The 19463-nt window shown below is 69.7% G+C and carries 20 protein-coding genes and 2 pseudogenes; 15 read left to right on the top strand and 7 right to left on the bottom strand.

Annotation, left to right across the window (positions count from 1 at the left end):
- Positions 1–122: 122 nt before the first annotated feature.
- A complete protein-coding gene (locus tag ACFTE1_RS18085) occupies positions 123–1313 on the bottom strand; it encodes a PrsW family glutamic-type intramembrane protease (RefSeq protein WP_380623808.1) in 1191 nt (396 codons plus the stop codon).
- Positions 1314–1575: 262 nt separating this feature from the next.
- Here ACFTE1_RS18085 and ACFTE1_RS18080 point away from each other — a divergent pair, with 262 nt between their 5' ends.
- A complete protein-coding gene (locus ACFTE1_RS18080) occupies positions 1576–1872 on the top strand; it encodes a hypothetical protein (protein WP_380623810.1) in 297 nt (98 codons plus the stop codon).
- Between the two features lie 62 nt (positions 1873–1934).
- On the opposite strand, the gene ACFTE1_RS18075 is transcribed toward ACFTE1_RS18080, so the two are convergent.
- From ACFTE1_RS18075 to ACFTE1_RS18065, 3 genes are read right to left on the bottom strand one after another with little or no spacing between them, the layout of a single operon-like run.
- Positions 1935–2573 (bottom strand): anthranilate synthase component II, encoded by a 639-nt coding sequence (locus tag ACFTE1_RS18075; protein WP_380623812.1) that lies wholly within the window; start codon positions 2571–2573, stop codon positions 1935–1937.
- Positions 2524–2859, bottom strand: coding sequence for a hypothetical protein (locus tag ACFTE1_RS18070; RefSeq protein WP_380623814.1), 336 nt, complete (start codon positions 2857–2859; stop codon positions 2524–2526). The genes ACFTE1_RS18075 and ACFTE1_RS18070 overlap by 50 nt, the downstream gene beginning before the upstream one ends.
- 12 nt (positions 2860–2871) lie before the next feature.
- Positions 2872–3966 carry a class E sortase gene (locus ACFTE1_RS18065; protein WP_380623816.1) on the bottom strand — a complete coding sequence of 365 codons (1095 nt, stop codon included), beginning with the start codon at positions 3964–3966 and terminating at the stop codon, positions 2872–2874.
- A gap of 237 nt (positions 3967–4203) precedes the next feature.
- On the opposite strand from ACFTE1_RS18065, the gene ACFTE1_RS18060 reads away from it, so the two are divergent.
- Positions 4204–4515, top strand: coding sequence for a cell division protein CrgA (locus tag ACFTE1_RS18060; RefSeq protein WP_380623818.1), 312 nt, complete (start codon positions 4204–4206; stop codon positions 4513–4515).
- 277 nt (positions 4516–4792) lie between these two features.
- On the opposite strand, the gene ACFTE1_RS18055 is transcribed toward ACFTE1_RS18060, so the two are convergent.
- Both ACFTE1_RS18055 and ACFTE1_RS18050 read right to left on the bottom strand, forming a co-directional pair.
- On the bottom strand, positions 4793–5980 hold the full coding sequence (locus ACFTE1_RS18055; RefSeq protein WP_380623820.1) for a thiolase family protein: 1188 nt from the start codon (positions 5978–5980) through the stop codon (positions 4793–4795).
- Complete coding sequence (locus ACFTE1_RS18050) at positions 5973–6491, bottom strand: YbhB/YbcL family Raf kinase inhibitor-like protein (RefSeq protein ID WP_380623822.1); 519 nt, start codon at positions 6489–6491, stop codon at positions 5973–5975. The genes ACFTE1_RS18055 and ACFTE1_RS18050 overlap by 8 nt, the downstream gene beginning before the upstream one ends.
- Positions 6492–6576: 85 nt before the next feature.
- On the opposite strand from ACFTE1_RS18050, the gene folB reads away from it, so the two are divergent.
- The 7 genes and pseudogenes from folB to ACFTE1_RS18015 all read left to right on the top strand — a co-directional run bounded on the left by folB (position 6577) and on the right by ACFTE1_RS18015 (position 12782).
- Positions 6577–6939, top strand: a complete 363-nt coding sequence (gene folB / locus ACFTE1_RS18045; protein WP_380623824.1) for a dihydroneopterin aldolase — start codon at positions 6577–6579, stop codon at positions 6937–6939.
- Positions 6936–7451 (top strand): 2-amino-4-hydroxy-6-hydroxymethyldihydropteridine diphosphokinase, encoded by a 516-nt coding sequence (gene folK / locus ACFTE1_RS18040; RefSeq protein ID WP_380623826.1) that lies wholly within the window; start codon positions 6936–6938, stop codon positions 7449–7451. Before folB ends, folK begins: the two co-directional genes overlap by 4 nt.
- 22 nt (positions 7452–7473) lie before the next feature.
- The gene (locus ACFTE1_RS18035; protein WP_380623829.1) at positions 7474–8016 is read left to right on the top strand and encodes a DUF3180 domain-containing protein; all 543 of its coding nucleotides are present in this window, start codon (positions 7474–7476) and stop codon (positions 8014–8016) included.
- Positions 8017–8477: 461 nt separating this feature from the next.
- Positions 8478–9659, top strand: coding sequence for a hypothetical protein (locus ACFTE1_RS18030; protein WP_380623832.1), 1182 nt, complete (start codon positions 8478–8480; stop codon positions 9657–9659).
- 168 nt (positions 9660–9827) lie between these two features.
- Positions 9828–11036: a hypothetical protein gene (locus ACFTE1_RS18025; RefSeq protein WP_380623835.1), complete on the top strand. Its 1209-nt coding sequence runs from the start codon at positions 9828–9830 to the stop codon at positions 11034–11036.
- 59 nt (positions 11037–11095) lie between these two features.
- Positions 11096–11539: pseudogene (locus tag ACFTE1_RS18020) on the top strand (SDR family NAD(P)-dependent oxidoreductase); the annotation flags it as partial.
- Positions 11540–11687: 148 nt separating this feature from the next.
- On the top strand, positions 11688–12782 hold the full coding sequence (locus ACFTE1_RS18015; RefSeq protein WP_380623838.1) for a hypothetical protein: 1095 nt from the start codon (positions 11688–11690) through the stop codon (positions 12780–12782).
- A 117-nt stretch (positions 12783–12899) separates the two neighbouring features.
- On the opposite strand, the gene ACFTE1_RS18010 is transcribed toward ACFTE1_RS18015, so the two are convergent.
- On the bottom strand, positions 12900–13700 hold the full coding sequence (locus ACFTE1_RS18010; protein WP_380623841.1) for a hypothetical protein: 801 nt from the start codon (positions 13698–13700) through the stop codon (positions 12900–12902).
- A 253-nt stretch (positions 13701–13953) separates the two neighbouring features.
- Here ACFTE1_RS18010 and ACFTE1_RS18005 point away from each other — a divergent pair, with 253 nt between their 5' ends.
- From ACFTE1_RS18005 to ACFTE1_RS17980, 6 genes and pseudogenes are all read left to right on the top strand, one after another.
- On the top strand, positions 13954–14757 hold the full coding sequence (locus ACFTE1_RS18005; RefSeq protein ID WP_380623844.1) for a sugar phosphate isomerase/epimerase family protein: 804 nt from the start codon (positions 13954–13956) through the stop codon (positions 14755–14757).
- 129 nt (positions 14758–14886) lie between these two features.
- Complete coding sequence (locus ACFTE1_RS18000; protein WP_380623847.1) at positions 14887–15807, top strand: proline dehydrogenase family protein; 921 nt, start codon at positions 14887–14889, stop codon at positions 15805–15807.
- A gap of 157 nt (positions 15808–15964) precedes the next feature.
- Entirely contained in the window at positions 15965–18034 is a 2070-nt protein-coding gene (locus ACFTE1_RS17995) for a hypothetical protein (RefSeq protein ID WP_380623850.1), read from the top strand.
- Between the two features lie 268 nt (positions 18035–18302).
- Positions 18303–18515, top strand: a pseudogene (locus ACFTE1_RS17990) (helix-turn-helix domain-containing protein); the annotation flags it as partial.
- Positions 18516–18850: 335 nt separating this feature from the next.
- Positions 18851–18952, top strand: a complete 102-nt coding sequence (locus ACFTE1_RS17985) for a 30S ribosomal protein bS22 (RefSeq protein WP_081687713.1) — start codon at positions 18851–18853, stop codon at positions 18950–18952.
- Positions 18953–19108: 156 nt separating this feature from the next.
- Positions 19109–19441 (top strand): DUF2516 family protein, encoded by a 333-nt coding sequence (locus tag ACFTE1_RS17980; protein WP_380623855.1) that lies wholly within the window; start codon positions 19109–19111, stop codon positions 19439–19441.
- Positions 19442–19463: the final 22 nt, after the last annotated feature.

Here is a 19463-nt window from a genome sequence, read left to right as displayed (position 1 = left end):
AGGGGCCCGGGTCCTCCCGACTCGCGGGTGGATCCGGGCCGTATCGGAGTGAGGCCTCTGCGGCGGAGGGCACCGGGGGGGAGGCCGCGCAGTTCCGGTTCTCGCCGGCTGACGCGGCCCGGTCAGTGCGGGGTCTTCTGCCTCGCGGCGAACTTCTTCCGCAGCGCCTCCTTCCTGAGACGCTCGGCCGCCTGTTCGTCCTCGTCGCCCACGGCCTCGGCGTATCCGAGGACGGCGCGCTGGGTCTCCTTGGCGGCCTTGTGGTCCATCTCGTTCCATTCGGGGTTGCGGTGCCGCTCGAACGGCGTCTCGAACGCCCGCGGGTCCATGCCGGTGTGCGTGCGGTCGGCGACGTGCTCGAACCAGGTCCGCTCCTCCCGCAGCGAGTAGGCGATCAGGCCTCCGATGATGACCAGCGAGCCGATGGCGATGTACATCCGGGCGAGGATGGACTCGTTCAGCGGGATCGCGGTGACCATCTCCGTGAGCCAGTGGAGGGCGGAGGCGGTGACGAACAGGAGGGCGCCCATGCCCAGGCGGCTGAGGGCGCTCTTCTCCTTCTCCATCATCCACCAGGACACGCCCATGGCGGCGATGGCGGTGAAGGCCATGTGCGCCCACGGCATCGCCAGGACGCCCTGCACGAACACGTCTCCGGCCATGTCCCGGACGACGGTGCCGGCACTGGCGCCTCCGTCGGCCAGAGCGTTGGCGCGGTCGGCCGTGCCCTGCCATTCGACGACGGCGGTGAATCCCGAGGCGAGCAGCAGCGCGCTGACCAGGGCGGCCATCGGACGCCGGAACAGGACCGGGGCTATGCCGGCCAGCAGCACGACGCCCAGCAGTTTGACCGCCTCGTGCGGGACTGCCGTGGCGTAGCTTTCGGTGTGCTCGCCCGTCAGCGGTTCGAGCCAGCCGTTCATGAGCGACACGAGCGGCACGACCATGACGGGTACGACGATCACGCCCCATGCGAGTGCGGCCAGCCGGGTGGTGGTCGGCATGGCGGAGAAGTAGTCGATCTTGTCGATCAGCCACGCGATCACGACCAGCCAGAGCAGCCACAGGGCGGCGGCGCCGAGGTTCACGGCCAGTCGTCCCTCGGAGAACGCGGAGATCCATGCGGGGACCGCGAAGACGATGGAGAAGACGAAGAAGGCGCAGAGGATCCAGAAGGCCGGGTGGCGCGGCTGCAGCATTCTGCTCGCCCCGGTGGGCCGCCGGCCCCAGACGTGGACTTCGCCGGTGGTGTGGAGTGGTGTTCTGTCGGTGGTCATGATGGCTCCGTAATCGACGGTGTCCTGTCTCCTCATTGTAGATTTATCTCGGGTTTCACCTGCGAAAACGAGCGGAACTCTCGGGGCGTGGGGTCCGATCGGGACGCTATCGGGCGCCGGGTCCGGACCGGGGGCTCGGCAAGGCGCGCAAGAGGACGCGTGCGCGGCCCGCGCGCCCGGGCGTGCCGCCGTGGGCCGTTTCGCTGCGGAGACACTGTTTCGAGGACTATCGTCGGATCAATAGGTAACCGTCCCTCTTTGACCGGAATCCGGCGGGCCCCGCCGGGGAGAGGCGACCATGAGCATTGCGAGAGCGGACCTGCCGGCCGAGTTTCCCGACGCGCGCGTCCTGGGGAGGTTCGGGGACGACACGCGTCCGATGGTCGCCACCTGCCCCTCCGACGGTCCCGGGTCGGTCTTCGTCTACACCGAGTTTCCGGGGAGGAGGCCTCGGCTCGTGTGCGTCCTGTCCGGGCTGGGCACGGAGGAGCCGTCCTCGACGTGGTGGCCCTGTCAGGAGTTGACGGGCATGGCCATACGGCAGTGGGTGGAGTACGAGGCCTATCGGCTGTTCGTGAGGACTCTGGGCGCCTGAGCGGGATCGGGCGCCCTCTTTCTCGCCCGATTCGGCTTCTTGCCCGTTTCAGCGCCGGGCGGCTACAGGCTCGCGGCCCAGTTGCGCAGCAGCCGGTGGCCCTCGTCGGTCAGGATCGACTCGGGGTGGAACTGCACGCCCTCGACGGCCAGGCTGCGGTGGCGCAGGCCCATGACGGTGCCGCCGGCCGTCGACGCCGAGATGACCAGCGGGGCGACCACGCCGGCGGGGTCGACGGTCAGGGAGTGGTAGCGCGCGGCCGTCGTCGGATTGGACAGGCCGCGGAAGACGCCTCCGCCGTCGTGGTAGACCTCGGAGGTCTCGCCGTGCCGCAGTTCCGGTGCGCGGTCGACCACCGCGCCCCAGTGCTCGGCGATGATCTGGTGCCCGAGGCAGACGCCGAGGACGGGGATCCGCCCGGCGAAGCGCTCCAGGACGCGGTGGCCCACGGCGGCGGCGCTCGGGTGGCCCGGTCCGGGGGAGAGCAGGATCCCGTCGGGGCGGTCGGCCTCGACGGCGTCCAGGTCGGTGTCCTCGGCACGCTCCAGGGTCACGCCGGCCCCGTAAGAGCCGAGGTATCCGGCGATGGTGTGCACGAAGGAGTCCCGGAAGTCGACGATGCGGATCGCCGGACTCGAGACGTCGGTTGCCTCAGTTGTTATCTTCGTATTCCTCTTGCAGTCGGCGGCCTTCTTCTTCATCGGCCGTCTCGTAGTCTTCGGGGTCGAAATTCGAGTCCGGGCAGGTCAAACCCGGAGTGCAGTCCTCGTCCGCGTCCTCCCCGTCCTCGCCCTGCGGCGGAGCCAGGTCGCCGGCCGGCCCGTTGTCGGACAGGCCCGGATCGACGTTGCTCCAGGGCATGTGGGGTTGGACGGCGGGGAACACGGCGAACCACAGCAGCGCGAAGGCTCCCGCGGCCAGGCCGAGCATGCCGACCAGCTTGCCGGGGACGCCGCCGGGGATTCTGCGCCAGATCCAGGAGTACACCTAGGGCTCCTTTCAGGACTGGAGGGCCTCTTCGGGCAGTTCGCCCTCCGGGTTTCGGTCGTAGGTCGCGGTGAGGTTGCTGTAGACGACGTAGCGCTCGTAGTTGTCCCACAGCGGGTGGCAGGTGAACAGGGTCAGCCAGTAGTCGTCGTCGCCGGGCTCGGCGCCCGCGGCGCGGGGCACCGGCGCCGTCACGTCCAGCTGGGTGTCCTCGACGATCTCGTGCTTCTCCACGGTGTAGACGTAGAACTTGTCCTTGGTCTCGATGACGACGTTGTCGCCCGACTCCAGGTCGCGGATCTTCTGGAAGATGGCGGGGATGTTGTGCCCGGCCAGGGTGAAGTTGCCCTGCTGGCCCGGCATGGCCCCGTCCAGGTAGCGGCCCGGGGCGTACTCGATGTCGGCCAGGTCCGTGCCCTCGACCAGGACCCACGGCTCGGGGCGGATCCTCGGGGCCCACATGCGGGCGAAGGCGTCTCCGAGTTCGGGGACGGGGTCCGCGTCCTCGCCCTCTTCCTCCTGCTGCTGCCAGATGTTCTCCAGGTCGGCCGCCATGTCCTCCTGCTCGCCCTCAACCTTGGCGCTGACGCCCCAGAACTCGTAGGCGGTGAAGAGCATGACGATGACGCCGAAGGTCAGCAGCAGCTCGCCGGCCCCCCGGACCACCTTGCGGACCGTGTCGCCGCCTCCGGAGGGGTCGCGGTGGCGCTTGACCGCCATCGAGTCGGCCGGCTCGGCGGACGACTCGCCGTCGATGGGGGGAAGGATGGCCGTCTCGTCGGGGCCGGGGACGAGGCCCTGCGGCTCCGAACCGGGCGACGCCGGCGAGGCGGCGTTGCCGGTCGGCAGCATCATGGTCTCGTCGTCGAGGCCGTCCGAAGCGTTGTCGGAGGGGGTCCCGGCGGGGCCGGGGCGGGGGGTGTTCCGTCCGTGGCGGGGGTTCTGCGGGTCGGGGGCGCCGCCCGCGCCGGGGCGCGAGCCGCCCCGTCCGTCCGAGGGGGGCCGCGGCGGGTTCGCGCCGCCCGGAGAGCCGTCGGCCGGCCTGGGGCGCGGTGACGGCTTACGCGGCTCGTCAGGCTCGGAGTCGCCGTCTTGGAAACCGGTCATGGTGTTCGGCCTTCTCCTCTCCAAGGTGCGTCAGGGGCGGGCTTCCCATAAATGTACTCCCATCCCACTCGGTCCAACGGCGGACGGTGACGGCTGGTGACGGTCCTACCCGGCATTCACCCGTTCGAACAGAGCGGGAGCTCGCACAGGGGGACTCCGGCGCCGGGGCTTCGTGGCGGTGGACTGCCTCTGCACGTACGGTACGCTGTAGGCGTCAGTTGAGAAGGAGAAATCGCGATGCCCAAGTCTCGAGTCCGCAAGAAGAAGGTCTACCAGTCCAAGAGCGGATCGACCTCCTCCACCGGAGACCACTACGAGCCGAGCCCGACCTGGGTCCCCGTCACGGCCGTGTCGCTGATCGTATTCGGCATCGCCTGGCTGGTGACCTACTACCTCTCGGGCCAGCAGTACCCCGTGGCCGTATGGCAGAACTGGAACCTGGCCGTCGGATTCGTGGCCATGGTGATGAGCCTGTTGATCCTCTCCCGTTGGAAGTTAGGGAGTGACCGCTCGGGTCCGCCGCGGCACGGCGTCCGCGGGGCCGACTGAAGAAGCAGAGCCCGTGCCGCCCGCTGGCGCCGGTGTGCCCGAAGCACGGCGGCGCCGGCGAGCGGCACGGTCCGACGTTCTGCGAAGCGCCTGAGTCCCCGGCAGCGTCGGCGGATCCCCGCGAGGACCGCCGCCGGACGCCGGGACGGGGCCGGGAACGCGCCGGCCGGCCTTGACGGCGGGGCGGGCGCGGACACCGAACCCCCGATCCCGTGATCAGCCGCTTCCAGGGTCTCCGGCACCCGCCTTCCGGCGGCCGAACCCCCGACCGCCGTGATCAGCCGTTCGTGCCGGTACTGGGCGCCGCGTAGAGCTCGTAGACGGTCGCATTGGCCATTCCCCCGCCTTCGCACATCACCTGCAGGCCGTAGCGCTCGCCGGTGTCCTGCATGTAATGCAGCATCGAGGTCGTCAACCGGGCGCCCGTCGCCCCGAGCGGATGCCCCAGCGCGATCGCCCCGCCGCGCGGGTTCAGCAGCCTGGCGTCGGCCTCGTCGTCCATCCGGAACGCCTTCTGCCACATCATGGGGATCGGCGCGAAGGCCTCATTGACCTCGAAGATCCCGAAGTGGTCCAGGGAGATCCCGGTGCGCTCGAGGATCTTGCGGGTGGCCGGGACGACCCCGTCCAGCATCTTCACCGGGTCCGAGCCGACGGCGACGTGGTCCACGACCCGGGCCATCGGCTCGATCTTGAGCCGGTGGGCGCTGCGCTCGCTCATGACGACCACGGCCGCCGCCCCGTCGGAGATCTGCGAGGCCACCCCGGCGGTGATCGGCCCGTCGGGGCTGAACGCCGGCTTGAGACCCGCCAGCTTCTCCAGGGACGTCTCCCTGATCCCCTCGTCGGCGCGGAAGTCCCCGATCGGGACGATCTCCCGGTCGAAGGCGCCGGTGTCGCGGGCGGAGGCGGCCTTGACATGGCTCTCCAGCGCGAACCGCTCCATCTCGGCGCGGGTCACGTCCCACTCGGCGGCGATGAGCTCGGCGCCGACGCCCTGGTTGAAGGGCAGGGGCGCGGAGGCGTCCACCTTCTCGGCGTAGCGCCCGCGGAGCGTGTCTCCGTAGGGGAACTGGTCGCCCTGGCTGGATCCCATGGGAACCCGGGACATCGACTCGACGCCGCCGGCCACGACCACGTCGGCCAGCCCGGAGGACACCAGGGCGGTCGCGAAGGCGATCGCCTGCTGGCTGGAACCGCACTGGCGGTCCACTGTGGTGCCGGGGATCGACTCGGGCCATCCCGAGGCGAGGGCGATGTTGCGGGCGATGTTCCACGACTGCTCGCCGACCTGCGAGACGCAGCCGACGATCACGTCGTCGACCTCCCCCGGCTCGATCCCGACGCGGTCCAGGGCCGCCTGGAAGACCGGTACGGCCAGGTCGACGGGGTGGACGTGCGCGAGGGACTTGCCCGCCCTGGCGACGGGCGAGCGGGCGGCCGAGGCTATGACGGCGTCAGGCATTGGCGAACACCGGCGTGATCAGGCCGCGGGCCAGGACGTTGAAGGTGATGTTGAAGGAGCCGAAGGCCATCGAGGCGTCGGCCGGCACCTCCAGCTTCCGGCCCAGGGCGTGGACGGCGAAGATGTAGCGGTGCGGGTAGTCCCCGGGCGGCGGGGCGCAGCCGGCGTAGCCGACGGAGCCCGAGTCGGTGCGGAGCTGGACGACGCCGGCGGGCATGTCCTGGGCGGCCCCGGTGTCCAGGGAGGTCGTGGACGGGTCGAGGTCGAGGGCCATCCAGTGCCACCAGCCCGATCCGGTGGGGGCGTCGGGGTCGAAACAGGTCACGGCGAAGGCGGCCGTCTCGGCGGGGAAGCCCGACCAGGACAGCTGCGGCGAGACGTCGCCCCCGGCGGCGGTGTGCTTCGCGGGCACCGTCTCCCCGTCGGCGACATCGGACGACGTCACCTCGAACGACGGGACGGCGGGCAGAAAGTCGTACGGCCACGGGGCCTTCGGGCGATCCAACGACATGCGTTACCTCCTAAGCGCGGCTTTGCGTGCAAGTCCACGATACCGCCGTCCTGACACGCGCCGCCCGGTCCGATAGTCTTTAGACGTGTCAGCTGATGTCATCTCACTCAAGGGCCTGCGCGTCTTCGGCTACCACGGCGTGTACGAGACCGAGCGCTCCGCGGGCCAGGAATTCCTCATAGACGCGGACCTCCACGTGTCCACGGCGAAGGCGGCGGCCTCCGACGACGTCGCCGACACCGTCCACTACGGCGACCTCGCCGACCGGATGGTCGCGGTGGTCGCGGGCGAACCGGTCGCCCTGATCGAGACCCTCGCCGAGCGGCTGGCGGCGCTGTGCCTGGAAGAGGCGGGAGTGGAAAGGGCCGCGGTCACGGTGCACAAGCCCGACGCGCCCATCCGCCACCAGTTCTCCGACGTCTCCGTCCGGATCGAAAGGTCGCGATGAGCGTCCGGCTGCTGCTGAGCCTCGGCGCGAACCTCGGCGAGCGGGAGGAGACCCTGCGGTGGGCGCTGGAACGCCTTCGGCCGTCGGAGGTCTCCTCCTTCTATTACACGCCCCCGTGGGGAGACCCCGACCAGCCCGACTACGTGAACGTCTCGGCGTTCGTGGAGAGGGAGGGCTGGGGCGTCGAAGACTGGTTCGCCCACACCCGCGACCTGGAGGCCGAGGGCGGACGGGTGCGGGACCCCGAGCGCCGGTTCGGGCCCAGGACCCTGGACATCGACCTGATCGCGGCCTGGGAGGACGGGGAGCCGGTCACCAGCGACGACCCGCGCCTGACGCTCCCGCACCCGCGCGCCCGCCTCCGGGTGTTCGTGCTCGCTCCCTGGCTGGAGATGCGCGGCGACGCCGAGCTTCCGGGGTACGGTTCAGTGGAGCGGCTGTTGGCGAGCGATGAGCTGGCCGCCGACCGGAAGACGATGCGCAAGGGGCCCGCGGCCCCGCCTTCCGCCTGAGATGAGACGAGGACCTGACCAGATGCCGAAGAAAGAGCCGACGCCCTCCCTGAGGCCGACCGCTCCGGGTTCGATCGCGATTGCGGGCCTGCTGAGCCTGTCGGTCAGCTACGTGGCCGTCTCCCGCTGGTACGGGCAACTGCCGCGCCTGGAGTGGTTCAACGCCGCGGCGATCGTCGTCATCGCGATCCTCCTGGGGTTCCTCGCGTGGCGCACTCACCGGCAGATCCACCCGCCGGCCCCCAAGGCGGAGGAGGGAACCCCGGCGTGGAAGGCGGAGAGACCGACCGAGCCGGTCAACCCGCTACTGACGGCGAGGGTGGCGGTGCTCGGCAAGGCGAGCGTCTTCGGCGGCGCCATCCTGATGGGCCTCTACGGCGCGTTGTCGCTGTACCTGTGGCTGCAGAGCTCCCGGCCCACCCCGGCCATCCGACACGACACCCCGAACGCCGTGGCCGGGTTCATCGCCTCGGCCCTCCTGTTGGCGGCGGCGCTGTGGCTCGAGTACTCCTGCCGCGTTCCCCCGGAGGACGACGAGGACGGCGGCACGCCCGCGTCCGGCTAGTAGCACGGCCCTCTGCGGCAGCGCGGACCGGAGAACCCCTGCGGGGGAGTCGCGGCGGACGGCCCTCCGCGTGTTCTGGACTCCCGAGAGGACCGAGGCCTTCCGGTGCGTTCTCCATCTATGGGCACTGACGCGACCAAGGCCCTCCAGCACGTTCTCCTTCCACGGGAACCGAGCGGACCGGCGCCTTCCGGTGCGCTCACCGTGCGGCGGGCATTGAGCGGATGCCTCCCCGACGTGGGTCTGAGCCCGAGATGTAGCGGCGAACAGTCTTTCCGGATGCCCGGTTCCACGCGGAGCGCTCAAACGAGTACGCGGGGACGTGGAGGAGCCGGTAGCGCGGAGTAACGGGATATGGTGGGTTCTTAACTTGACTCCGGGAGGCGACAAAAACCCTCTCCCCAGGGGGTTCGCCGGGTTCCGGAGTCGCGGCCATATCAACCGATCACTAGGGATCTATTGTGGACGACAAGCCGCATACTCGCTCCAACGACCGCCTGGGCATTCACTTCGCCTGGGAGGCGGGGCTCTTCCTCTGCTCCGCCGGTCTGCTCTTCGCGCTCCTGCGCTCCGCCACCGGGCCCTTCGCCGACGCCGGCTGGGCCGGATTCGCCCTAGCCCTGGCCCCCGTGCTCCTGGCCGCCACGGCCACCGCCGCCTCGATGCGCGTCGGCGCCGTCAACCTCGCCGCCGGCCCCATCGCCTTCTTCTCCGGATGGCTCTTCATCGACGCCTCCGGATCCGGGCTCGCCATCGCCCTCGGCATGAGCCTCGGCGCCGCCTTCTTCATGGGCGTCGCCACCGCACTGCTCAACACCTGGCTCCGCATCCCCTCCTGGGCGACCAGCATCGTCCTCGGCGGCAGCCTCATCCTCATCGCACGCGGCACCCCCTCCACCTTCATGGCCGCCACCCTGCAGAGCAAGGCCGTGTACGCGGCCCTCGGTGCGGCCGTAGGCCTCTCGCTGCTGCTGGGATTCGTCGGCGCCGTGCCCAGCCTGCGCGACAAGCTGCAGGCCAACCGCGACACCGCCGGCGACGACTGGCGTCCCCACCCGTGGATCACCGTCCTCGGCGTGATCCTGTCGTGCCTGGCCGCCGGGGGAGCCGGCGTCGTCTTCGCCTGGGGCTCCAGCACGGCCGACGCGGCCGTCCTGGTGGACCCCGTGGAGGTCGGCCTGGCCGCCTTCGCCGCGGCACTGCTGGGCGGCACCTCGCCCTTCGGCCGCCGCGGCGGGTTCACCGGAACCTTCCTCGCCTCCACGGCCATCCTGGCCGCCATGTGGTTCGCGGAGTCCCGCGGCTGGTTCGACCCGCTGTGGGTCGCGCTGGGCGCCATCGTGTTCGGCTTCATCGTCAGCCGCTTCATCGAGACGTGGAACAGCGCCGAGGAAGAGGAGGCCTCGCAGATCGAGCGGGCCGGAGACGTCGACGACCTGAAGGAGGACGACACCACCGTCCTGCCGGCCCCACGCTCGGAGCTGGGCAGCGGGTCCGGCGGCGACGACGACTTCGCCGCCATGGCCACCGGAACGAACCTCTTCGGCGACGCGCCCGGGGCGGACACCGGCTCGCAGAAGCCGGTCGACCCGTTCGGCGAGGTCCCGGCGAGTTCGGGCAAGTCCTTCAATTTCCGCCGGTGAGGCGGTTTGAGGGCGATTGCCCGGTGTGGACGCCGATTACTACGCTATCGTCAAGGCCCCAAGGCACCGACGAGACCGGGAGTAATAAGGACCATGACCTTGCCGCCCAATTCCTCGTCCCCGGAACCTGAGAGGTCCGGGGACGAGGGGGACGCGAGCCCTCCGCCCATGACTCCGCCCTCCGGGACGGAGAGCACCGAGCCGATCCCCGCCGGCGGGATCGGCGGAATCCTGCCCCCGGTGGAGGACGAGGCGCCCGAAGAGCCGGAGGACAAAGGGCCGAGGGACCGCCTGCTCCCGCAGTTCGTCTGGGAGGCGCTCCTCTTCATCGGAGCGCTCTTCGCCGCCGGAGCGGTCTTCGTCGACGACGAACTCCTCTCCGGCGTGAACAACATGGACATCGCGATCTCACTGGGACTCATGCTGGGAGTCGTGACGGTCTTCGGGCTGTCGCTGCGCTACGGCGTCCCCGCCGTGGCGGGACTCGTCTTCCTGGTCCTCATACCGTCCTTCTCCACGGTCCTCATCGGGGACAATCCGTGGCTGGGACTGGCGTGGATCGCCGCCTACGCCCTCGCTGCGACGCTGGTCTTCGCGTTCCTGACCTATGCTTTGCGGGTGACCGCGTGGCTGTCGTCGTTCATCGTGGCCGCCATGATGTTCGTGCCGGTCTACTTCACGGCGGAGATCGAAGAGATCCCGTCCGTCGGCGGCCGGCCCGAACCGTTCCTCCTCAACGGCGCCTGGTGGGTGCCGATCGCATTCGCGGCCCTGGCCGTCCTCAAGGGGCTCGCGTCCCTGTCGGACGGCGTCCGCGACCGCATGGAGTCCTCGGCCCTGGCCGCCAGGGGGGACGCGAACCGCGAGGGCTCGGGCATCGCCATGGGCATCCTCGCCTATTTCGGGGCGACCCTGTTCCTGGGCGTCGTCGCCTGGCTGGCGTACAACGTCCGGCTGGAGAACAGCCCCCGCAACGTCGTCGGCGACTCGCTGCTGCAGGCCTTCAACTCGCTGACCGGATCGGTCTTCGAACTGCACGGCCTCTATCTCGGACTGCTTCTGCCCGTCCTCGCCATGTCCCTGATCGCGGGAGTGTCGGTCAACGGCCGCCGCGGGCCGGTGACCGGCGAGGTCTGGTCCGTGCTCCTGGTCTGGGGCGCGGCGATGCTCTGGAGCGACCACCTCGCCCGGTCCTTCGACGTCATGGACCCGGGCGCCTCCCAGGTCCGGGACATCGGATGGACACAGGTGCTGCTGTTCGGGGCCCTGATCCTCGGCTTCATCGTCTCCGCTTCCCTGAACGCGCTCGGCAGGCCGAAGAAGGCTCCGGAGAACGGCGAGCAGGGCGTCGGATCGTTCGAGTCCGACCCGTTCTGAGGGGTCGAGCTCCGCGCTTTGCGAGAAAGGCCCGCCCCCGCCGGGGGAGCGGGCCTTTCATGTGTCCCCGATCACTTCCGATGGAGTCTGACACCGGTGTCAGGCCGTACGGTCTCCGCATGGCAACGATCAAGAATGAGAACCAGAAGCCGCTGAGCGGTAGGAAGGCCGTCCTCACCGGCGGTACCACGGGCATGGGCCTCGCCATCGTCGAGCACCTGATCGATCGGGGCGCGGAGGTCGTCTTCACCGGGCGCGACGCGAAGCGCCTGGAGAAGGTCGCCGACGTGTTGGACACCCCGGCGGCGCACCCGTTCGCGGCGGACGCCACGAGCCTGAGCGACTTGGACGGGCTGGCGGAGTACGTGGGCGAGAGGTTCGGCGGGGTCGACTACCTCTTCGTCAACCAGGGCCTGGCCGAGTTCCAGACCCTGGAGGAGGTGACGGAGGAGTCCTGGGACGCGATCTTCGACGTCAACGCCAAGGGCTCCTTCTTCACCGTCCAGAAGCTGTCCCCTCTGCTGGAGGAGGGCGGCGCCGTCGTCTTCACGACGGTGTCCAACGACGAGACCTTCCCCGGACTGAGCGGCGGAGTGGACGCGGGCGCCTACGATGACCGTCGATACTGCCGTCGACTCCTGGAGACGCCAAATGACGTTCCCCCAAGACCAGTCGCCCCCGGACACCGACAGGACCGCGGCGCTTCCCCTGGCCGTCGCCCCCTCGTTCGAACCGCCGGAGGTCACCGAACCGGACCCCGAACCGCCCAAGGACCGCCTGGCTCCCCAGCTGGTCTGGGAGGCGGTCCTCTTCCTCGCCGCCGCCGGACTGGCGGCGGCGGCCGTAATCCGCGACGACGTCGTCGCGGACATGGACAAGACGGCCTTGGCGACGGGCCTCGGCCTACTGGTGGGCCTGGTGGTCCTGTTCGGGGCCTCGATCCGTTTCGGCGTTCCGGCGCTGGCGGGACTGAGCCTCCCCGGCATGCTCGCCTTCGACGGCGACTTCCTACCCTCGCAGCCGCCCCTGATCGGCCTCGCCATGGTCGCGGGCCTCGGACTGGCCGCGGCCCTCGTTTTCGGGCTGCTGGTGAACGTCCTCAAGGTGAACGGGTGGCTCGCTGCCTTTATGGCCGCGGCCCTGGTCTACGGCGCCTACCGGTGGGTCGACCACCCGTCGGCGCCCCAGGGCGAGCGCGGTGCCGAGACGCTCGGCCTCAACGGCGACTACTGGGTGCCCGCGCTCTTCCTCGTCCTCGCGGTCGCCCTGGGCCTGCTCTTCACCCGCGAACCCGTCCGCGACCTCATGAGCTCGTCGGCGGCGAAGGGGAGCACGGTGACCGGGCTACTCGTCCACACCGGCGCGACGGTCGGCATGGGCGTCGTCGGATGGCTCGCCCACAACCTGGACTCGGCGGTCGTCCACTCGGCCGCGGAGTCGCCCGCGGCATGGGACACGCAGTACTCGGCTCTGTTCGGCTACCAGGGCTTCTACGGGCTGCTGGCGGTCGCGCTGCTGGCGGGCGTCTGCGTCAACGGCCGGAGGGGTCCGGTGACCGGCGAGGTCTGGGCGGTCGTCGCCGTCTGGGCCGGCGCCCTGCTCATGAGGCCGTACGACTTCGGCTTCACCACCGAGACCGGCAACGACCACGTCCCGGCCGCCACGTTCACGCTCGCGGTCCTGCTCCTCGGAGTGGTGGTCTCGTCGGTCCTGGACCGCCTGGGCGAACCGAAGCGGCTGACCTAGCTCTTCGCGCGACGGGGCCCGCCCGGAGGGCCGGACTCGCGAGTCTCGGCTGGACCCGGACTATCCGTGCGACGGGGCCCGCCCCTCAGGGGCACGGGACCGCGCCTCGGCCGGGCCCTAGCCCTTGGCGCGCCCGGGCATGCCGAGGTTGACAGCGCCCGGGTCGGCCGGGTGCGGGGCCGTGAGGCCCCTCTCAACGGCCCGCGCGCAGATCTCCGAGAGCCGCTCGTACGCGGGCGCGCCGATCAGCTCGGTCAGCTCCGCTTCGTGGGACTCGTAGACGCGCTCGGCCGACTGGTGGGCCAGCTTCGCGTCGGTGCACCACCAGTCGAAGTCGTGACCGCCCGGCCCCCACGAGGCCCGGTCGAACTCGTCGAGGATCGTCACCGGCGTGACCGACCCGTCGGCCCGGTCGATGCTGGTGAAGTCCCGTTTGATCGGCAGCTGCCAGCACACCTCGGGCTTGTACTCGAGCGGGTGGACCCCGTCGCGCATGGCCTGCTGGTGCAGGGCGCAGCCGGGCCCGGTCGGGAAGCCCTCGCGGTTGTGGAAGACGCAGGCCCCGTCGACGACGGCGGTCTTGATGGCCGGCTCCTCCTCGCCCTCGTCGTTCTCGAGGGTGTCCTCCTCCAGCGACTCGTGCCAGTCGCGGTGGAGCTGCCACGTCTCCGGGGTCAGCTTCTTCGCTACCTCCTGGACCCGGACGAGGTCCTCCTCGTCGGTGAAGAACGCCCCGTGCAGGCAGCAGCCGTCGGCGGGCTGTCCGGCGTCGATACCGGGGCAGCCCTGGCCGAAGATGCAGCCCCACCGGGACGTCAGCCACGTCAGGTTGGCGCGGATGACGGTCTCTCCGTCGGCGGGATCGTAGAACTCGACCCATTCGCGGTCGAAAGTCGCGTCCACCTCGTCGTTTGTCACCCGTCAAACATACTCCGCGACGGTCCGTGCGGCGATGGAACACGCGGTGGAGACGCCCGGGAGAGGGACGGAAAGGGTGAGTGGGAGGCCCCACCCCGCCGCGGCGGGAGCGGTGAGTCCTCCCACCGCGGCGGGGATCCACGGAGACGACGGGGTGGTGGGAGCGCCTCCTCGCACAGGGTTGCGAACCGGGTCTTCCCGCAGCACAGCACGACCCGTGCCCGCGGCCGGATCGCGTGCGTATCCTAGGGGAGTGAGCGCCACGGCTAAGAACGACAGGGCACAAGTGCTCCTCTCGACCACGTCCGTCTACCCGGAACCGACCGCGGTGGGCTTCGAGATGGCGGCCGAACTGGGCTACGACGGGGTGGAGCTCATGGTCTTCACCGACCGGGTCAGCCAGGACCCGGCCGCCGCGGCCCGTCTCGCGCGGCACTACGGCTCGCCGATCAAGGCGCTGCACGCCCCGTGCCTCCTGGTGACGCAGGGCGTCTGGAGCCGCGACCCGTGGATGAGGCTGCGAAAGAGCGCGGCGGTCGCCGAGGACCTGGGCGCCACCACGGTCGTCATCCACCCTCCCTTCGCCTGGCAGCGCAATTACGCCAAGAACTTCGCGACGGTGATCAAGGGCCTCGCCGCCCGGCACCCGAGCGTGACCATCGCGGTGGAGAACATGTTCCCCATCAAGGTCGGTCCCCGGAAAGTGGGCGCCTTCAAACCGCACTGGGACCCGACCATCGAGGGGTACGACGCGTATACCCTGGACCTGTCGCACTGCGCGGCGAGCGGTGCCGACGCCCGCGAGATGGCCGGCCGCATGGGCTCCGGCCTGCGCCACCTCCACCTCGCCGACGGGGTCGGTCCGGGCGTGGACGAGCACCGCGTCCCCGGTCGGGGAGAGCAGCCCTGCGCGGAGATCCTGCGGGGATTCGCGGAGCGCGACTGGGACGGACAGGTCACATTGGAAGTGTCGACGAGGAAATGTCCGTCACGTGAGGACCGCCTCGAAGACCTATACGAATCTTTGAAATTTGCGAGAAAACACCTCGGGCACTAGACAAAAATAAAGAAAACGCCCATTTGGACTTTGGAATTGTAGGATAATTATCCGTTTTGATCACATGTTCTCGCTCACGACACGAACCCTCGCCGTCCGCAGTCGGTTCGCTGGCGATAATCTTCTTATATGTTGCGTTCTGTAATTCTTGCCGCCGCTCGATCAAAGAAGATGGAGCGGGTCGTAGGAGCCGCGCCCGTTACACGTTCGCTTGTCAAGCGCTTCGTCGCCGGGGAGACCACCGCCGAGGCCGTGGCCGTGGCCCGCGAGCTCGCCTCACAAGGCCTGCTCGCCACTTTTGACTACCTGGGGGAGGACACCACCTCGCCGGAGCAGGCCGACGCCACCCGCGACGAGTACCTGCGCCTCCTTGCCGCGTTGAAGGCCGAGGGCCTGTCCCACATGGCCGAGGTGAGCCTCAAGCTCTCCGCCCTCGGGCAGATGTTCGACGAGGAGTCCTCCTACGCGCGTGCGCATGAGATCGCGACCGCCGCGGCCGACGCCGGCACCACGGTGACCGCCGACATGGAGGACCACACCACGACGGACTCCACCCTCGGCATCGTGGAGCGGATCCGCCGCGACTTCCCCGAGTTCGGCACCGTGCTGCAGTCCTACCTGCGCCGCACGGAGGACGACTCGAAGGCCCTGGCCTACAAGGACAGCCGCATCCGCCTGTGCAAGGGCGCCTACAAGGAGCCCGAGACCGTCGCCTTCCAGCGCAAGATCGACATCGACCGCTCGTACGTGCGCTGCGTCAACGCCCTGATGGCCGGCGAGGGCTACCCGATGCTGGCCACGCACGACCCGCGTCTGGTGGAGATCGGCATCGACCGCGCCCGCTGGTACGACCGCGAGCCGCAGGACTTCGAGTTCCAGATGCTCTACGGCATCCGCCCGCAGGAGCAGCTGCGCCTGGCCGGCGAGGGCTACCGCGTGCGCGTCTACGTGCCCTACGGCGACCAGTGGTACGGCTACCTGATGCGCCGCATGGCGGAGCGCCCGGCGAACATGATGTTCTTCGCCCGCTCGCTGGCGACGAAGAAGTAGACACCTTTCCGACTTTCCAGGGGCGGGCGGCGTAAGCCGCCCGCCCCTTCCCCTCTGCCGGGAAGGGTTACAGTCCGTTCCAATTCGCTTGCGGGGAACCTGGACACGCCGGAAGGGGGAGGAGGTCTGCCGGGTCGCCGTCGATTACCATGTGAGCATGACTCATCCCCCGCGTCCGTCCTCGAACCCGCGCCCCGAACCGGTGCCGGCGGACCAGGCGCGAACCGTCGACGGTCCCACCGAGGGACGCGAGCGGCCCGACTCCCTCGCGGGCAAGCTCCCCGAACCGGCCACCGACACCACCTCAGGCCTCCCCCCGATCGCCGAAGTGGACCCCGCCCAGGGGGAGAGGCTGCACGCCGGCATGGAGACCGAGCCGAAGGCCGCGGAGCTCAAGTCCGAAGACGGGCCCCGAGTCCCTCCGACGACGCCCACCGGCGAGTTCCCCGTGATCGAGTCCGACCCGCTGCATGAGGGGCCGGCGCAGCCCAGCCCCCAGTCTCTGCGCGCGAGGAGCTCGGGGCCGTCCTCCGCGCGGCATCCCGGATCCGTTCCGGCACAGCAGTCCGGAGCCGTCCCCGCCCAGAACTCGGGAGCGCTCCCGGCGCAGCGGTCCGGTTCCGTTCCGGCGCGGCAGGCCCCGAACCCGGCCGGCCCCGCACGGCCCGACGCCCAGCACGCCCCCGACCCCGTGAACCAGATGCCTGTGAACCAGAATCCCGCCCGCCCGAATCCGCATGCCGTGAACCCCAACCCCGTCGAGATGGCGGCACCGGCGCCGAACCAAGCGCCCCCGGCGGTGCCGAACCAGGCTCCCCCGGCGGTGCCGTACGCGCCCGTGCAGCCCGGCGGCCCGCACCCGCCGATGCCCCCGGGCGCCCAGCCTCCCTACGGCTGGGGTCCGCCGCAGCAGCCGCAGCCTCCTAAGAGGAGGTACACGGCCCTCGTCCTCTCCCTGACGCTCATGCTCGTCGCCGCGGTGGCCGGCGGTTACGTCTACGTCGACCGGACCGACCCCTTCGAGGAGAAGACCGGCACCATCGCCTTCGGGTCCGAGATGGCGCCCCGCTACCCCGGCCCCGACGCCGACGCCGCCGAGATGCGCGACTACGTGCGCGACAGCGCGGCCTACACGCTCAACCGGCAGAGCCACGCACTGCTGGAGGGCGACAAGGAGGGCTACCTGGAGCCCTTCGGGGGCGGCGTGTCCGACTTCGCCGGGATGCTCTACGAGAACCTGGCCGTCATGGGTGTCAGCCGCTACGAGTGGCACGTCAACAACCCGGTCCCGACGGGCGAGGAAGGCGTCTACGACATCCGCGCCCGCGTCTCGCAGTGCTTCAGCGAACCGGTCGAGGAGTGCTGGCCGATCGACGCCGTCTACGACACCGAGTGGACGGCCGCCGACGACGAACTCACCATCTCCGCCTTCGAGTTCGACGAGAACGACATGTGGCGCCCGATGCCCTGGGAGGAGGAGCCCCTGGCGGCTCTGGGCGGTTCGCGGACGCTGACGGTCGTGCCGCAGCGCCTGGCCGACGAGCTGTCGACCTACCAGTCTCTGTCCGAAGAGGGCGCCGAAGTGGCCGACCCGTGGGCGCGTTGGGAGCGCCCCGACCGCTACCTGGTCTTCTACGCCGACAGCGCGGCGTTCGAGACCTGGTTCGGCGGCATGGAGGACGGCGCCGGCGACGTGCTCGGCTACGCCGCCGTGATGGAGGGCACCGTGGAGGAAGAGCCGCGGGGCTCGGCGAGTATCACCGTGATGGGCGTCGACAACGCCTACGGTATGGACGACCTGCGGTCCACCGTCCGCCACGAGCTGGGCCACGCCGCGACGCGGTGGGCCGCCGACAATCCGGCGGCGCGCAACGACGCCTGGTGGATCATCGAGGGCATCGCCGAGTACATCGACCAGGGGACCGCGGACATCAGCACCTACCTGAGGGCCGCCGGCATGAGGGAGTACGTCGACGACGGCCTCTGCGACAGCGGCATCGAGCCCTCGGGCCGGGACAGCGGCGCGGTCACGAGCGCCAAGTACGGCTGCGCCTACATCGCGGTCTGGTACTTCCTCGAGGAGTACGGCGATGAGAAGTTCGAGGAACTGTTCGCCGCGGCCGCCCGCGAGGGACAGTCGCTGGAGAAGAACGTGGAGGGAGTCCTCGGAGTCTCCCACGAGACGCTGATGAAGGAGATCGGAAAGCATATTCGGTCGGTGCTCTGAATTCACACCCGCAACACGCGTATCGCCGGTATCAAAGGTCTCGATTCAACAACAGATCGACAACCGACTCACCGCCGCCCTTGTCGCCGGAGAGAGACTCGCGTAACATGATCTGTGTCTCAGTCCAGTAGAATTCCACGATATGGACCCCGGAAGCGCTTTCCGGATCGGGTTCTCTGACGGGGACTCCGGACGCGGCCCCTGCAGCGCGGGCAACGGCGCCCACCGTCCGGGGAAAGGACCACCCCGAGGAAGGACGGCGACCTTCATGACCACCGACCCCAGCGAATACCTCCACTACCAGATACTCCAGGAACTAGAGGCGTTGGAGGACGTCAAGTTCTTCACCGTCCAGGAGATAGCCGGCTTCATGCAGGTCTCCAAGATGACGGTCTACCGGCTCGTGCGCAACGGCGAGATACAGGCCATGCGCGTGGGGCGCTCGTACCGGGTGCCCCACGACGCGCTGAAGTCCTACATCGTCAACAGCATCGACGCCATGCGTCCGACGCCGCCCAAGGCCGAGCACGAGATCGTGGACGTCGAGGATGGGCCGCTCGCCGAGCGCGCCTGACGTCCGGCCGCGCCGCCCCGGCCGGTCCGGGGCGGCGGAGGACCGGCCGTGCCACACCCAGTCCCGCCGGTCGGCTGCGACGGCGCCGTGCCCTGCCCGTCTGACGACGTCCGCGGGGCCCGGGGGAGGGGTTGTGACGGATGTGGCGTGCGGTATGCCTCCCTGTCGATGGGCCGACTACCGCGTTATCCTGGGAGAGCTGTATAAAAAGGCTCAAGAATCAATCGGTAAGGACTGAATGTATGGGTTCCGTTATCAAGAAGCGCCGCAAGCGTATGGCTAAGAAGAAGCACCGCAAGCTCCTTCGCAAGACTCGCGTGCAGCGTCGCAAGCTCGGCAAGTAACGACGGACCCGACTTCGGCCCGAGCTCAAGGCTTTCACCGCCGGTCGCCCTTCCGAGGGGGTCGGCGGTTTCGCGTACCCGGAAACGGGCCGAGTCCCCAAGGCGGGGGACCGAATGCCGCGACGGGGCTGCGGCGCCCTGAGTACACTGGTGGGCATGGAACCGTCAACGGACCTCATCGCCGCCCCGATGGCCCTCGTGATCACCAGCTACTTCTGGTACGCCTTCGGCATCCTCTCCGCCATCCTGGCCCTCTTCGCGCTGGTCCACTGCGCGGTTCAGAAGCCCAAGGCCTTCGAGGCCATCGGCACGCTCTCCAAGGGCACCTGGGTGGGAATCCTCGTCCTGGCGGTCTTCTTCACCGCGATCCTCGGCAGCCGCGGGGGCGGGGGACTGGGCATCTTCGGCTTCCTGGCGCTGTGCGCCAGCCTCATCTACCTCCTGGACGTCCGCAAGGGCATCAAGGAGATCGGCGGTTCCGCTTATTAAGAGGACGGCGCGGCGACGGCGT

The organism is Salininema proteolyticum (assembly GCF_042685645.1).
In the GTDB taxonomy this organism is placed as follows: Bacteria; Actinomycetota; Actinomycetes; order Mycobacteriales; family Micromonosporaceae; genus Salininema; species Salininema proteolyticum.
This window is presented reverse-complemented; position numbering and strand designations above follow the sequence as displayed.

Excerpts from the sequence above, each read along its gene's own strand:
- ACFTE1_RS18065 (WP_380623816.1), bottom strand. The coding sequence starts at position 3,966 with ATGACCGGTTTCCAAGACGGCGACTCCGAGCCTGACGAGCCGCGTAAG.
- ACFTE1_RS17995 (WP_380623850.1), top strand. The coding sequence starts at position 15,965 with ATGACTCATCCCCCGCGTCCGTCCTCGAACCCGCGCCCCGAACCGGTG.
- ACFTE1_RS18035 (WP_380623829.1), top strand. The coding sequence starts at position 7,474 with ATGCCGAAGAAAGAGCCGACGCCCTCCCTGAGGCCGACCGCTCCGGGT.
- ACFTE1_RS18015 (WP_380623838.1), top strand. The coding sequence starts at position 11,688 with ATGACGTTCCCCCAAGACCAGTCGCCCCCGGACACCGACAGGACCGCG.
- ACFTE1_RS18025 (WP_380623835.1), top strand. The coding sequence starts at position 9,828 with ATGACTCCGCCCTCCGGGACGGAGAGCACCGAGCCGATCCCCGCCGGC.
- ACFTE1_RS18055 (WP_380623820.1), bottom strand. The coding sequence starts at position 5,980 with ATGCCTGACGCCGTCATAGCCTCGGCCGCCCGCTCGCCCGTCGCCAGG.
- ACFTE1_RS18050 (WP_380623822.1), bottom strand. The coding sequence starts at position 6,491 with ATGTCGTTGGATCGCCCGAAGGCCCCGTGGCCGTACGACTTTCTGCCC.
- ACFTE1_RS18000 (WP_380623847.1), top strand. The coding sequence starts at position 14,887 with ATGTTGCGTTCTGTAATTCTTGCCGCCGCTCGATCAAAGAAGATGGAG.
- ACFTE1_RS18075 (WP_380623812.1), bottom strand. The coding sequence starts at position 2,573 with ATGAAGAAGAAGGCCGCCGACTGCAAGAGGAATACGAAGATAACAACT.
- ACFTE1_RS18085 (WP_380623808.1), bottom strand. The coding sequence starts at position 1,313 with ATGAGGAGACAGGACACCGTCGATTACGGAGCCATCATGACCACCGAC.
- ACFTE1_RS17985 (WP_081687713.1), top strand. The coding sequence starts at position 18,851 with ATGGGTTCCGTTATCAAGAAGCGCCGCAAGCGTATGGCTAAGAAGAAG.
- ACFTE1_RS17980 (WP_380623855.1), top strand. The coding sequence starts at position 19,109 with ATGGAACCGTCAACGGACCTCATCGCCGCCCCGATGGCCCTCGTGATC.
- ACFTE1_RS18060 (WP_380623818.1), top strand. The coding sequence starts at position 4,204 with ATGCCCAAGTCTCGAGTCCGCAAGAAGAAGGTCTACCAGTCCAAGAGC.
- folK (WP_380623826.1), top strand. The coding sequence starts at position 6,936 with ATGAGCGTCCGGCTGCTGCTGAGCCTCGGCGCGAACCTCGGCGAGCGG.
- ACFTE1_RS18080 (WP_380623810.1), top strand. The coding sequence starts at position 1,576 with ATGAGCATTGCGAGAGCGGACCTGCCGGCCGAGTTTCCCGACGCGCGC.